The sequence below is a fragment of the gamma proteobacterium symbiont of Lampromicra miyakona genome, from assembly GCF_059730895.1.
Genome location: NZ_AP035932.1, coordinates 1,871,063 through 1,885,578, shown reverse-complemented (window position 1 = coordinate 1,885,578; position 14,516 = coordinate 1,871,063). Strand labels below are relative to the sequence as shown.

The following is a 14,516-nucleotide window of genomic DNA, read 5'->3' as shown; positions in this document are numbered from 1 at the left end:
GCCTTCTACAGTAAAAGTAAGACGAGAATTTTTGTACGAGCAGAGTAACCATAAGAATTGTGAATCCCGATAAAAAATCGTCAGGTTGGCATAAGGGTTGCTGTACTCAATAAAGAATATCTTCCGGGAGCTGCAAGAGCATCTTATTACGCTCCTTTACCTGTGCTAAAAACGAAAGGACGGGCATCGCTATGAATATATTCGATCACTATCGTCAGCGTTATGAAGCTGCCAAGGACGAAGAGTTCACACTGCAGGAATTCCTCACCATCTGTAAGCAGGATCGCAGTGCATACGCCAACGCGGCAGAACGACTATTGATGGCCATCGGTGAGCCTGTGATGGTCGATACTGCCCAGGAGCCTCGCCTTTCCCGTATCTTCTCGAACCGCGTCATCGGACGCTACCCGGCCTTTGAAGAGTTTTACGGTATGGAGGAAGCGATTGAGCAGATCGTCTCCTACCTGAAACACGCCGCACAGGGGCTGGAGGAGAAGAAACAGATTCTGTACCTGCTCGGCCCGGTGGGCGGCGGTAAATCCTCGCTGGCCGAACGGCTTAAAGCGCTGATGCAGCGCGTGCCAATCTATGTGCTGAGTGCCGACGGTGAACGCAGCCCGGTCAATGACCATCCGCTGTGCCTGTTTAATCCGCAGGAAGACGCCAATATTCTGGAAAAAGAGTACGGCGTGCCGCGGCGTTACCTTGGCACCATTATGTCGCCGTGGGCGGCAAAACGGTTGCATGACTTTGGCGGCGACATCACCCGCTTCAAAGTGGTGAAAGTGTGGCCGTCGATTCTGGAACAGCTGGCTATCGCCAAAACCGAACCGGGTGATGAGAACAACCAGGATATTTCAGCGCTGGTGGGTAAAGTGGATATCCGTAAGCTCGAAAACCACGCGCAAAACGATCCGGATGCCTACGGTTATTCGGGTGCGCTGTGCCGCGCCAACCAGGGCATCATGGAATTCGTGGAGATGTTCAAAGCACCCATTAAAGTGCTGCATCCGCTGCTGACCGCTACTCAGGAAGGTAACTATAACGGTACCGAAGGGATTTCCGCCCTGCCGTTTAACGGCATTATTCTGGCGCACTCCAACGAGTCAGAATGGGTGACATTCCGTAACAACAAGAACAACGAAGCTTTCCTTGACCGTGTATACATCGTGAAGGTGCCTTACTGCCTGCGCGTATCCGAGGAGATCAAAATTTATGAAAAACTGCTCAACCACAGTGAGCTGACCACCGCGCCTTGCGCACCCGGCACGCTGGAAACGCTGGCGCGCTTCTCGATTCTGTCGCGCCTGAAAGAGCCGGAAAACTCCAGCATCTACTCGAAGATGCGCGTCTATGACGGTGAAAGCCTTAAAGACACCGATCCGAAAGCGAAATCGTGGCAGGAGTATCACGATTACGCCGGTGTGGATGAAGGCATGAACGGCCTGTCGACCCGCTTCGCCTTTAAGATTCTGTCACGCGTGTTTAACTTCGACCATGCCGAAGTAGCGGCTAACCCGGTACACCTGTTTTACGTGCTGGAGCAGCAGATCGAGCGCGAGCAGTTCCCGCAGGATCAGGCGGAGAAGTATCTGGAACACCTGAAAGGCTATCTGATTCCGAAATATGCGGAGTTCATTGGCAAAGAGATTCAGACCGCTTACCTCGAATCCTATTCGGAGTATGGTCAGAACATCTTCGACCGCTACGTCACTTACGCGGATTTCTGGATTCAGGATCAGGAGTACCGCGATCCGGATACCGGCCAGCTGTTCGATCGTGAATCACTCAATGCCGAGCTGGAAAAGATTGAGAAACCTGCCGGGATCAGTAACCCGAAAGATTTCCGTAACGAGATTGTCAACTTTGTGCTGCGCGCACGGGCGCAGAATAACGGACGCAATCCAAACTGGACCAGCTACGAAAAACTGCGCACGGTGATCGAGAAGAAAATGTTCTCCAACACCGAGGAGTTGCTGCCGGTGATTTCGTTCAACACCAAAACATCCACGGACGAACAGAAAAAACACGACGATTTTGTCGATCGCATGATGGAAAAAGGCTATACCCGCAAGCAGGTGCGTCTGCTGTGCGAATGGTATCTGCGCGTGCGCAAATCGTCATAATCGACAGCGGTAAGCTACGCGGCATCCACATGCCGCCTGAGGAGGCCGGACCCGTTCCGGCCTGGCTTACAGCGTAGTTTGGGGGAATTTATGGCCTATTTCATCGATCGGCGTCTTAACGGCAAGAATAAAAGTGCGGTCAACCGGCAGCGCTTTTTGCGCCGTTATAAGTCGCAAATCAAACAGTCGATCTCCGAGGCCATCAACAAGCGTTCGGTCACCGACGTGGAAAGTGGCGAATCGGTGTCGATTCCTATTGACGACATCAACGAGCCGATTTTCCATCAGGGGCGCGGCGGCAGCCGCCATCGCGTGCATCCGGGGAACGACCACTTTGTGCAAAACGACCGCATTGAGCGGCCGCAGGGCGGCGGTGGCAGCGGCAGCGGTCAGGGCAATGCCAGCCAGGACGGAGAAGGTCAGGACGAGTTCGTGTTTCAGATTTCGAAGGATGAATACCTCGATCTGCTGTTTGAAGATTTAGCACTGCCTAACCTGCGCAAAAATCAGCATCGCCAGCTCAATGAGTACAAAACTCACCGCGCGGGCTTCACCTCGAATGGCGTGCCGGCCAACATCAGCGTGGTACGCTCGCTGCAAAACTCGCTGGCGCGACGAACCGCCATGACCGCAGGCAAACGTCGTATGTTGCATGAACTGGAAGCCACACTGAGCGAAGTCGAAAACAGCGAGCCGGCGCAACTGCTGGAAGAGGAGCGATTGCGCAAGGAGATTGCGGAACTGCGGGCACGCATTGAGCGCGTGCCGTTTATCGACACCTTTGACCTGCGCTACAAGAATTTCGAGAAGCGGCCTGAACCGTCCAGCCAGGCGGTAATGTTCTGCTTAATGGACGTTTCCGGTTCGATGGACCAGGCAACCAAGGATATGGCGAAACGCTTTTATATTCTGCTCTATCTTTTCCTCAGCCGGACTTACAAAAACGTCGATGTGGTGTATATCCGTCACCATACTCAGGCGAAAGAAGTTGATGAACAGGAGTTCTTCTACTCGCAGGAGACCGGCGGCACTATCGTCTCCAGCGCGCTTAAGCTGATGGACGAAGTGGTAAAAGAGCGTTATGACCCGTCGCAGTGGAATATTTATGCGGCGCAGGCCTCGGACGGCGATAACTGGGCGGATGACTCACCGTTGTGTCATGAAATTCTGGCGAAGCATATTCTGCCGGTGGTGCGCTACTACAGCTACATTGAGATTACCCGACGGGCGCACCAAACCCTGTGGCGCGAGTACGAGCATCTGCAGGCGATGTTTGATAACTTTGCCATTCAGCACATCCGCGAGCCGGAAGACATCTACCCGGTATTTCGTGAGCTTTTCCATAAGCAAGTCGCTGAAGCCTGAGTTTACCAGCCGGTCACCGACCGGCTTTTCTTTACCCCGCCCGGCTTAACCCCTCTGAAAACCCTGCTGTTTTTCTGTGCGGATTTAACCTTCTATGGGATGGCGCGCCACAGAATGAAAAAATGTGCAATTAACCGCTGACAAGCTATTGATAAGGCATTATCTTTTCACCTTGTCTGTGTGAATTGCCCGCAATTTGCTTTTTTATGCCCCGCCGCAGGAGAACGCCGTTGAATGCCAGCATGATTTACAGTTTGTTCATTATTGGTTCCGTGCTGGTCGCAGCAAGTATTCTGCTGAGCTCCTTCTCGTCGCGTCTCGGTATCCCGATTCTGGTGATCTTCCTGGCGCTGGGGATGCTGACCGGCGTGGACGGCATCGGCGGCATTGCTTTTGATAACTACCCGGTGGCCTATCTGGTGTCCAACCTGGCGCTGGCCATCATTCTGCTTGATGGCGGCATGCGCACCAAGGCCAGCTCGTTCAAGGTGGCACTTGGTCCGGCGCTGTCGCTGGCCACCGTTGGCGTGATGATTACCGCCGGGCTCACCGGTCTGGCTGCCGCCTGGCTGTTTAAGCTCGATCTGATGCAGGGCTTCCTGATTGGCGCCATTATCGGCTCGACCGACGCCGCAGCGGTGTTTTCACTGCTGGGCGACAAAGGGCTTAACGAGCGCGTCAGTTCCACGCTGGAGATTGAATCAGGCAGCAACGATCCAATGGCGGTGTTTCTTACCATTACGCTGATCGACATGATCCAGCAGGGGCAGAGCGGCCTGAGCTGGATGTTTGTGGTGCATCTGGTGCAGCAGTTCGGCCTGGGCATTGTGCTCGGACTGGGCGGCGGCTGGGCGCTGCAGCAACTGATCAATCGCATCAGCCTGGCACAAGGGCTCTATCCGCTGCTGGCGCTGAGCGGCGGCATTATCGTGTTTGCCCTGACCACGGTGATGGAAGGCAGCGGCATTCTGGCGGTCTATCTGTGTGGTTTCCTGCTGGGCAACAGCCCGATTCGTAACCGCCACGGCATTCTGCAAACTTTCGACGGCATGGCCTGGCTGAGCCAGATTGGTATGTTTATCGTGCTCGGCCTGCTGGTGACGCCGTCTGATCTGTGGCATATCGCGCTGCCGGCGATGATTCTCTCGCTGTGGCTGATTCTGGTGGCGCGTCCGCTGTCGATTCTGGTCGGGCTGCTGCCGTTTAAAGGCTTTACCGGACGTGAACGCATCTTTATCAGCTGGGTAGGCCTGCGCGGTGCGGTGCCGATCATCCTCGCGGTGTTCCCGATGATGGCCGGGCTGGAGAATTCTAAACTCTACTTCAACATCGCCTTCTTCGTGGTACTGGTATCTCTGATGCTGCAGGGCACGTCGCTGGGCTATGCCGCTAAACGGGCTAAGGTGGTGGTACCGCCGACCGCGTCGCCCATCAGCCGCGTCGGGCTGGATATCCATCCGGAAAATCCGTGGGAGCAGTTTGTTTATCAGCTCAGCGCCGACAAATGGTGCGTCGGCGCCGCGCTGCGCGATTTACAAATGCCGCGCGAAACGCGTATTGCCGCCCTGTTCCGCGATAACGCGCTGATGCACCCCAACGGCAATACGCGTCTGAAAGAGGGTGACGTGCTGTGCGTTATTGGCCGCGAGCGCGACCTGCCGGCGCTTGGCAAAATGTTCAGCCAGACGCCGCCGGTGGCGCTGGATCAGCGCTTCTTTGGTGACTTTATCCTTGATGCCGAGGCGCGCCTGCGCGATGTCGCGCAGATCTATGGCCTCGAGCTTGATGAAGAGACTAACGATCAGCAGTCGCTCGGCCAGTTGATTATGGGTCTGCTCGGCAGCACGCCGGTGGTAGGAGATCAGGTCGAGTGGAACCAACTGACGTGGACAGTGGCGGAAAAAGAGGATAACCAAATCGTCAAAATTGGGGTGCGCGTGCGGGAAGAGAAGGAATAATCCGAGGCCGTATCGCTCGTAAACTGCGTGTCAGCGTCTATGATCACTATTCCACCCAGCAAACGGGAGAAGATGATGGGACACGTGGTGAAGATTGGTCGTTACGAGATCGTCGATGCAGTAATGGATGTGGAGAAGCTGGATACCGTCGGCATTCCCTGCCATACCAACCCCGGCCTGAGTTATCAGCTCGACGGCTGGGATCATGAAACCAGCGTACCGGCGTGGATTGATGGCGAACCGGTCGATCTGCAGATCGGCCACTATGACAAGCAGCAAGACCGCTGGGTATTGAAAAAACCGGCCTGATATTTTCCTCACCGCCATTCACTTTGACTGGCGGTCATTCCGAAAAGTAGTCTTAAAATAGTCTGTTATTTCATGGCACCTTTTACTTTTAATATTATTTTTCAACAGATTAGGCAGTTTATACTTTAATCAAATATTGTTTTTTCAGACTCTTTCCATATTAACTCTGTCAAATAACTCCTGCATACTCTTAAACGTTGCTGCAGCTTTTCGTGACGTAAATCACGTCTCAAACGGCCCTTTCCATGCAGCGCTTATGGCAGCACTGACTCATATCTCGCTGAATATTATTTTATTTCTGCTTTCAGCGGACGACTCCTGAGCGCGTACTTGATTCTGGTCAGGCCATCTTTTACTTAAGAAAAGAGAGCAGGTTTTATGGCAAGTACATTGGTAATGAACGATGCAACCCGCTCGTGGAGCGGACTGCGCAAAAATCTCATCGCGAAAGTGGCACTCAGCTTTTCGGATTTAATTGCACTGAACCTGGCATTATTTTTATCCGCGGCCACCGTCCAGGGTATTTGGGGAGAACTGGACAGTTTTATTCCGCCGCAGCAAATTGAATACCGCTTTGTCGCACAGTTAGGCCTGTCAGTGCTGTGCACGGCCTGGTTCTGGGTGCGTATGCGCCACTACACCTACCGCAAACCGTTCTGGTTTGAGCTGAAAGAAATCGTCAAAACGCTGTTTGTGTTTTCGCTGCTGGATCTGGCGCTGATTGCCTTTTCCAAATGGGACTTCTCGCGCATGGTGTGGGTATTTAGCTGGACCTATGCCCTGCTGCTGCTGCCGCTGATGCGCGCCGGCGTGAAGCGTGCCATCAACCGCGCGGGCCAGTGGCAAAAAGAGACCATTATCATCGGCTCCGGTAAGAACGCCATGGAAGCCTACGCGGCGCTGCAGAGCGAGGAGATTCTGGGCTATAACGTGCAGGCGTTTATCTCGCTGGATGATGAGCCTCATCAGGAAAGTGTTAACGGCGTGCCGGTTATTACCTGGAAAGACATCAACTGGCAAACCATGGACCGTGACAACACGCAATTTATCGTCGCCACCGAATTTGAACAGCAGGTGGTGCGCGATAAATGGCTGAAGTTTCTGTCCAAGATGAAATGCCGCTCAATTTCGGTTATCCCTACGCTGCGCGGTGTGCCGCTGTATGGCACCGATATGTCGTTTATCTTCAGCCATGAAGTGATGATCCTGCGCGTCAGTAACAACCTGGCGAAACGCTCCTCGCGTTTCCTCAAGCGCACCTTCGACGTAGTGGTTGCCTCCCTGCTGCTGCTGTTTCTTGCCCCGGTATTCGGTCTGCTGTGCTGGATGGTAAAACGCGATGGCGGCAATGCCATTTACGGCCACGAACGCGTCGGGCAGGATGGCGTGAAGTTTAAGTGCCTGAAGTTCCGTTCAATGGTGACCAACTCGCAGGAAGTGCTGCAGAATCTGCTGGCCACCAGTGCCGAAGCGCGCGCTGAGTGGGATCGTGATTTCAAACTGAAGAACGATCCGCGCATCACCAAAATCGGTGGCTTCCTGCGTAAAACCAGCCTGGATGAACTGCCCCAGCTGTGGAACGTGATTCGTGGCGAAATGAGTCTGGTGGGACCGCGTCCGGTGATTGAAGCTGAGCTGGAACGCTACGCCGGCGATGTCGACTACTATCTGATGGCCAAACCGGGCATGACCGGTCTGTGGCAGGTCAGCGGGCGTAACGATATCGACTACGACACGCGCGTCTATTTTGACTCCTGGTACGTGAAGAACTGGGCGTTGTGGACCGACATCGCCATTCTGTTCAAAACCGCTGGCGTGGTGCTGCGCCGCGACGGTGCTTACTGATACCCTCGACGCGATGTCTGCGCCGTCCCGGCAGACATCGCCTTTTCGTTTTAGCCCTTTCTTTTTGGCCGCAGACTCATTACCCTTCTCGCCTGTTTAACAGGACGTTACTGGTTCGTAATGCAAAAGTTTACCCTACTCCTTTTGAGCCTGGTGCTGCTGGCACCGCTGGGCATCGATCTCTACCTCCCCACGCTGCCGCAGATTGCCGACGGTCTTAACAGCCCGGTCAGTCTGATCCAGACCACCATTCCGCTGTTTTTGCTGGTGATGGGTATCGGTCAGCTGGTTACTGGTCCGCTGGTGGATAATTTTGGCCGTAAGCCGATCGCGCTGATCGGCCTCGCGCTCTACATCATCGGCAGCGCAGTGGCCGCAACCGCCACCGTCTGGCCGGTGTTCTTCCTGGCGCGCCTGATTCAGGGCTGTGCGGTATGCTGTAGTGCGGTGGTGGCATTTAGCGGCGTGCGCGATCGGCTGAGCGGCGATGCCGCGGCGCGCGCTTATGGTTTCCTCAATGGCGCGCTGAACATCGTGCCGGCGCTGGCACCGCTGCTCGGCGGTATTCTGGCGGAAGCCTATGGCTGGCGTGCGCCCTTCTGGTTCCTGTGCGGTTATGCGCTGGTGATTGCCATTATTGTGGTAGTCGCGCTGCCGGAAACGCGTCCGGCGGACACGCTGCGCGTTAAAGGGCTGCCGCTGGCGCAGTATGCTGCCATCGCCCGGCAGCCGCGCTTTCTCGCTTTCGCCTTTGCCAACGCGGGCGCGCTCGGCATGGTGCTGACCTACGTTTCGCTGGCGCCGCACGTGTTGATGACCGAAGGTGGCCTGACGCCGCTGCAGTTCTCCTTTGCCTTTGGTGCCAATGGTTTCTGGATCATGCTGGTGAGTGCCTTTGTTAATAAAACCATTCGCAAGGCGGGCCGCCCATTTTGTCTCGCCATGGGGTTTATCACCATGCTGCTCGGTGCGCTGCTGCTGGTGGCGGGGATGACGCTGTTACCTGCGGCCTGGCAAACCCACTGGTCGCTGTACATGATTCCGGTGGCGATCTCGGTAGCCGGCCTGGCCTTCACCGTCGGGCCGGCCACCAGCTATGCGCTGGAGCCGTATCAGCAGCAGGCGGGTGTGGCGGCGGCGCTGCAGGGATTTATTCAGATGGCGGGCGGTGCGGGTGGCAGCCTGGCGATGGTGGCGCTGCCGGTGGCAGAGAAATCAGCGTTAGCGCTGATGATGCTGGTGGGTGCAGCGCTGGCGCTGATCGCCTGGCGCTGCAGTAAGAACATGCGTGGTACAGTGACGGCGCTTAACTAAGCGTGACCGGGACGCGCGGCGCGAGTGCACACATCAGCTCGTAGCCTACCGTTCCGGCGGCTTTCGCCACCTCATCAATTTTCACCTCGTTGCCCCACAGCTCCACGCGCGAACCGATACCCGCCTGCGGGCAGGGTTCGAGGTCAATCATCATCATGTCCATCGAGATCGCCCCAAGCGTTTGCGTGCGGATGCCGTCAACGCTGACCGGCGTACCGGTCGGCGCATGGCGCGGATAGCCGTCAGCATAGCCACAGGCCACAATACCGATACGCTGCGGCGCGGCCGCGTGGTAGCGATAACCGTAGCCAACGCCCTCGCCGGCACCGATCTGCTGTACGCCAATAATTTCACTGCTGAGTGTCATTACCGGCTGCAGACCGGTACTGGCGATATCCTGCCAGTCGCCACTCGGTGACGCGCCGTAGAGAATAATGCCGGGCCGCACCCAGTCAAAATGCGCCTGCGGATGCCACAGCGTGGTCGCGGAGTTGGCAAGCGAACGCGGGCAGTTCAGTCCTTCCGCCGCCTGTTCCACGCGCTGCATCGGTTCCACCAGCCCCTGCGGGTTTTCCGCATCGGCAAAGTGCGCCATCAGCGTCATTTCCCCCACGTTGGGCAACGCACGCAGCTTGTGCCAGGCCGCCTGCGCCTGTTCCGGACGAAAACCGAGACGGTTCATGCCGCTGTTGATCTTCAGATAAACATCGACTGGCGCCGACAGCTGCGCCTTCGCCAGCGCCTGAATCTGCCAGTTACTATGTACGCTGGTGGTCAGGCGATAGCGATCGATCAGCGTCAGGTCATCGGCGTGAAAGAAGCCTTCCAGCAGCAGAATTGGCTTTTTCCAGCCCTGCTCGCGCAGCAGGATCGCCTCTTCCATATTCAGCAGCGCGAAACCGTCGGTCTCCGCCAGACTCTGCCATACGCGGGCAATGCCGTGGCCGTAGGCATTGGCCTTCACCACCGACCAGACGCGCGCGTGCGGTGCCGCCTGACGCACAATCGCCAGATTGTGGCGCAGCGCCTGTTGATTAATGGTGGCACCCGTAGGACGTGACATGTTTTTACTCTCCCTGAAGTATCAGCGCGTCGCGCTGGCATTACGCAGCGGCGATGCCGGGGCCGCAAAGCCCGGCAGGTAACGCAGCACCGACAAGTCGTCGGCGGCGATGGCCGGTTTACGTCCCGAAATCAGATCGGCCAGCAACTGGCCGGAACCACAGGCCATCGTCCAGCCCAGCGTACCGTGCCCGGTGTTCAGCCAGAGATTGGTCAGCGGCGTGCGCCCGACAATTGGCGTGCCATCCGGCGTCATCGGGCGCAGTCCGGTCCAGAACGTAGCCTGTTCAACATACCCGCCTTCAGGATAGAGATCGCGGACCACCATCTCCAGCGTTTCACGTCGTGCCGGCAACAGTTTGGTGTTAAAACCAACGATTTCGGCCATGCCACCGACGCGAATGCGGTCATCAAACCGCGTCACCGCCACTTTATAGGTCTCATCCAGGATGGTGGAGACTGGCGCGCCCTGCGGATCTTTGATCGGGATAGTCAGGGAATAGCCTTTCAGCGGATAGACCGGAATCGACACGATGTCTTTCAGCAGCGCCGTGGAGTAAGAGCCAAACGCCACGACGTAAGCATCGGCTTTGATGACCTCATCGCCGCACTTCACGCCATAGATGCGGTTGCCTTCGCGCAACAGCTGATCCACCGACGTGTCATAACGGAAAGTGACACCGGCTGCGGCTGCCATCGCCGCCAGACGCTGGGTAAACAGCTGGCAGTCACCGGTTTCGTCATTCGGCAGGCGCAGGCCGCCGGTCAGCTTGTGCGCGGTACCCGCCAGTGCCGGCTCCACGCTGTGCAGCTGATGCGCTTCCAGCAGCTCATAAGGCACCCCCGCTTCACGCAGTACCGCGATGTCTTTGCTGGCGCTGTCAAACTGTTGCTGCGTGCGGAACAGCTGCAAAGTGCCGCCCTGGCGCCCTTCATAGGCGATGCCGGTGCTGCTGCGCAGTGCTTTCAGGCAGTCGCGGCTGTATTCGGCGATGCGCACCATACGGCCCTTGTTTTCCTGGTAGTGACGCATGTCGCAGTTGCGCAGCATATTCCACATCCACTCCAGCTGGAACTTGCTGCCGTCAAGTCGCACCGCCAGCGGTGCGTGTTTCTGAAACATCCACTTTACCGCCTTGAGCGGTACACCGGGCGCCGCCCAGGGTGCCGCATAGCCGGGCGAAATCTGCCCGGCATTGCCGGCACTGGTTTCCAGCGCCGCGCCGGGCTGGCGATCGATTACGGTGACGTCATGCCCCGCCTGCGCCAGATACCACGCACTGGCTACCCCTACGACACCACTACCCAGAATGACTACGCGCATAAGCCCCTCATCGCGAAAAGCATAATTAACTGGTATCACCATCGGGTTTAGCATAACCCGATGGCTGAACTGATATTACATTCGACCCTTTCATTTCACATGTTTTTCACTTAACTGCACACTGAAATCATGCGCTCGCGCCAAAATCAGAGTTTTTTGTGCCTTAAAAGCGTTAACCAGCGAATTATTATGCGAAAGGCAGAGCATCTCACTTTTTTCAGGAGAAAGCGCCGCAGTCATATCGCGCGCTTATAAACAGGATTTAATGCTGCAATTCATCACTCAGATAACACATAACCTTATTAGCTACCAAAGCACGCCTATTATGATGATTTTGTACCAAAAGAATTCGATTGAGTTCCCGCATCGGATAAGCGACAGTGGACTATCATTGAAGTGTTCGCTCAGTTTTTTTGGGCTGTCTTTCTCAGGATGAAGCCTTAAACGATCGTGACAGGTGACACTCTGTTGCCTGCCGCTTGCAAAACAGAGGTGCGCTATGACGACAATGTTTGACGAGCCAACCCGCAACAGCAAACGACTCAGTGACGGTCCCGACTGGACCTTTGAGCTGCTTGATGTCTACCTGGCGGAGATCGACCGCGTGGCCAAAAGCTATGGGCTCGATACCTACCCGCACCAAATCGAAGTGATCACCTCCGAGCAGATGATGGATGCGTACTCCAGCGTGGGGATGCCCATCAATTATGCCCACTGGTCGTTCGGCAAGAAGTTCATCGAAACCGAGCAGCGCTACAAACACGGTCAGCAGGGACTGGCGTATGAAATCGTCATTAACTCGAATCCCTGTATTGCTTACCTGATGGAAGAGAACACCATGACCATGCAGGCGCTGGTGATGGCGCATGCCTGCTACGGCCACAACTCTTTCTTCAAAAACAACTACCTGTTCCGCAGCTGGACCGATGCCAGCTCGATTGTCGATTACCTGCTGTTCGCACGTAACTACATCTCTGATTGCGAAGAGCGTTATGGCGTGGAAGAGGTCGAGCGGCTGCTGGACTCCTGTCATGCGCTGATGAACTATGGCGTCGATCGCTATAAACGCCCGCAAAAGATTTCGCTGCAGGAAGAGAAAGCGCGGCAGAAAAGCCGGGAAGAGTATCTGCAGAGCCAGGTCAATACGCTGTGGCGCACCCTGCCACGCAAAGAAAAAGAGTTTACTCAGGTCGAGGCGGCACGCTATCCCTCTGAGCCGCAGGAAAACCTGCTGTACTTTATGGAAAAGAACGCGCCATTGCTGGAGTCGTGGCAGCGTGAAGTGCTGCGCATTGTGCGTAAAGTCAGCCAGTATTTTTACCCGCAGAAACAGACCCAGGTGATGAATGAAGGCTGGGCGACCTTCTGGCACTACACCATCCTGAATCACCTGTACGATGAAGGCAAAGTGTCGGAGCGCTTTATGATGGAGTTCCTGCACAGTCATACCAACGTGGTGTATCAGCCGCCGTATAACAGCCAGTGGTATAACGGCATCAACCCGTATGCGCTGGGCTTTGCCATGTTCCAGGATATCAAGCGCATCTGTCAGTCGCCAACCGAGGAAGATCGCTACTGGTTCCCGGACATCGCCGGCTCCGACTGGCTGAAGACGCTGCATTTCGCCATGCGCGAATTTAAAGACGAGAGCTTCATCAGCCAGTTCCTGTCGCCGAAAGTGATGCGGGATTTCCGTCTGTTTACGGTGATGGACGACGATCGCAATAACTATCTTGAGATTGCCGCCATTCATGATGAGGCGGGATATCGTGCGATTCGTCAGCAGCTGTCAGCGCAGTACAATCTGAGCAATCTGGAGCCGAATATTCAGGTGTACAACGTTGACCTGCGCGGTGACCGTTCGCTGACGCTACGCTATGTGCCGCAGCAGCGCGCCCCGCTCGATAAGAGCCGTCGCGATGTGCTGAAGCATGTGCATCGGCTGTGGGGTTTTGATGTCAATCTGGAACAGCAGAACGAAGATGGCAGCGTGGAGCTGCTGGATCGCTGTCCGGCGCGCGGACCGGCGCTTTGAGAGGAAGATAAAACGCGCAGGGTTGCGCTGGACCTGCCGCATCGGCTGCTGCCGGGCCAGGTCCTCGCGCCGCTACGCGGTACCTGCGGCGTTTACGTTACGCCTTACGGACCGGCCGGTATCGGTCATCCTGACCGGCCCGGCCTGATTCCCGCTTCCCACGGGAATCTCCTGGCGCAACGTAAAAGCCTCAGCGCTGCGGATTGCCCTTGCATCAGCCGACGCGTCAGGTCAGTCAAAATTGTGCCCGGCTAAAACCGTACCTGGCAGGGCAAACTTAGCGCTTACTGCTCAAATCATCCGGCATGCTTTTCTGCATGCTGTGCCAGATTTCACCGCTGCGGCGGCCATAGTTACGCACGCTGTCGACGATCTGATCCTGCGTCGGCTGTTTGCCACACAGATCCGCCAGCTGACGATAAAAGTTACGCGCCAGTTCACGCGCTTCCGGATTTGAGAAGTAATGGCGGCCAACGCGGGTGTACAGCCCTTTCAGACCATTGAGAATCAGGCCGTAAATCGGGTTGCCGGAAGCAAAGGCCAGGCCGCGAAACACACGGTAATCCAGCTCGGTATAGGCTTCAGCCTGATCTTCCTCGCTCAGCGCACTCTCCAGCACTTCACGCGCCTTATCCGGGTGATGGCGCAGCGCGCGGCTGATAAAGATCGACGCGATATTGGTGCGCACTGACAGCAGGTTATCAATTAACTGCGGCACACTGTCGTGGTCAAGACGGGCGAGCGTTTCGAGGATATTAAGACCAGACGTTTCCCAGAAATCATTGACGCGGGTGGGTTTACCATGCTGAATGGTCAGCCAGCCATCACGAGCCAGTCGCTGCAGCACTTCACGCAGAGTGGTGCGGGTCACGCCGATCAGTTCAGAAAGCTCACGTTCGGCAGGAAGAATCGATCCCGGCGGAAAACGGCTGTTCCAGATGCTTTCAATTATGTACTCTTCAGCGAATCCTGCAGGGCTCTGTGCCTTAATCACCATAGCATTTATTTCTCGTTGCTTTCTTTGTCGTAATGGCACTCATCATACCAGAGGGGTCATAGCGGAAATAGCCTGCCAGCGGATTAAAAGCGCGCGCTGGCGCAAAATTCAGCAGCTGCGCAGCGAAAAAAGCCGTGGGTTACGCTGCGCTTACGTGTGCGCTTTTGATGCCGTGTGCTAA

10 protein-coding genes are annotated in these 14,516 nt (G+C 56.0%); 7 read left to right on the top strand and 3 right to left on the bottom strand.

The genetic code is table 11. The features are described 5' to 3' along the window. Positions 1 to 191: 191 nt before the first annotated feature. The 6 genes from yeaG (at position 192) to AC6I8P_RS08680 (ending at position 8,917) form a co-directional block, all read left to right on the top strand. Positions 192 to 2,126, top strand: coding sequence for a protein kinase YeaG (yeaG, locus tag AC6I8P_RS08705; RefSeq protein WP_021510057.1), 1,935 nt, complete (start codon positions 192 to 194; stop codon positions 2,124 to 2,126). Between the two features lie 90 nt (positions 2,127 to 2,216). Then, positions 2,217 to 3,491, top strand: a complete 1,275-nt coding sequence (locus AC6I8P_RS08700; RefSeq protein WP_104189040.1) for a YeaH/YhbH family protein — start codon at positions 2,217 to 2,219, stop codon at positions 3,489 to 3,491. A 230-nt stretch (positions 3,492 to 3,721) separates the two neighbouring features. Further along, entirely contained in the window at positions 3,722 to 5,449 is a 1,728-nt protein-coding gene (locus tag AC6I8P_RS08695) for a potassium/proton antiporter (RefSeq protein WP_021510055.1), read from the top strand. Between the two features lie 75 nt (positions 5,450 to 5,524). Then, positions 5,525 to 5,758, top strand: coding sequence for a DUF1480 family protein (locus tag AC6I8P_RS08690; protein WP_021510054.1), 234 nt, complete (start codon positions 5,525 to 5,527; stop codon positions 5,756 to 5,758). 378 nt (positions 5,759 to 6,136) lie between these two features. After that, the gene (gene wbaP, locus AC6I8P_RS08685; RefSeq protein ID WP_058757724.1) at positions 6,137 to 7,603 is read left to right on the top strand and encodes an undecaprenyl-phosphate galactose phosphotransferase WbaP; all 1,467 of its coding nucleotides are present in this window, start codon (positions 6,137 to 6,139) and stop codon (positions 7,601 to 7,603) included. A 120-nt stretch (positions 7,604 to 7,723) separates the two neighbouring features. Continuing rightward, positions 7,724 to 8,917 carry a multidrug effflux MFS transporter gene (locus tag AC6I8P_RS08680; protein ID WP_498031122.1) on the top strand — a complete coding sequence of 398 codons (1,194 nt, stop codon included), beginning with the start codon at positions 7,724 to 7,726 and terminating at the stop codon, positions 8,915 to 8,917. On the opposite strand, the gene dadX is transcribed toward AC6I8P_RS08680, so the two are convergent. Beyond that, positions 8,910 to 9,980: a catabolic alanine racemase DadX gene (dadX, locus tag AC6I8P_RS08675; protein ID WP_104189012.1), complete on the bottom strand. Its 1,071-nt coding sequence runs from the start codon at positions 9,978 to 9,980 to the stop codon at positions 8,910 to 8,912. The two genes, AC6I8P_RS08680 and dadX, sit on opposite strands and share 8 nt — an antisense overlap. A 21-nt stretch (positions 9,981 to 10,001) precedes the next feature. Then, positions 10,002 to 11,303: a D-amino acid dehydrogenase gene (locus AC6I8P_RS08670; RefSeq protein ID WP_058771249.1), complete on the bottom strand. Its 1,302-nt coding sequence runs from the start codon at positions 11,301 to 11,303 to the stop codon at positions 10,002 to 10,004. Positions 11,304 to 11,802: 499 nt separating this feature from the next. Between AC6I8P_RS08670 and AC6I8P_RS08665 the strand changes: the two genes are divergently transcribed. Further along, positions 11,803 to 13,338, top strand: a complete 1,536-nt coding sequence (locus AC6I8P_RS08665; protein WP_031280208.1) for a SpoVR family protein — start codon at positions 11,803 to 11,805, stop codon at positions 13,336 to 13,338. Positions 13,339 to 13,615: 277 nt separating this feature from the next. Here the strand turns inward: AC6I8P_RS08665 and fadR are convergent, their stop codons facing one another. Then, the gene (gene fadR, locus AC6I8P_RS08660) at positions 13,616 to 14,335 is read right to left on the bottom strand and encodes a fatty acid metabolism transcriptional regulator FadR (protein ID WP_058757728.1); all 720 of its coding nucleotides are present in this window, start codon (positions 14,333 to 14,335) and stop codon (positions 13,616 to 13,618) included. Positions 14,336 to 14,516: the final 181 nt, after the last annotated feature.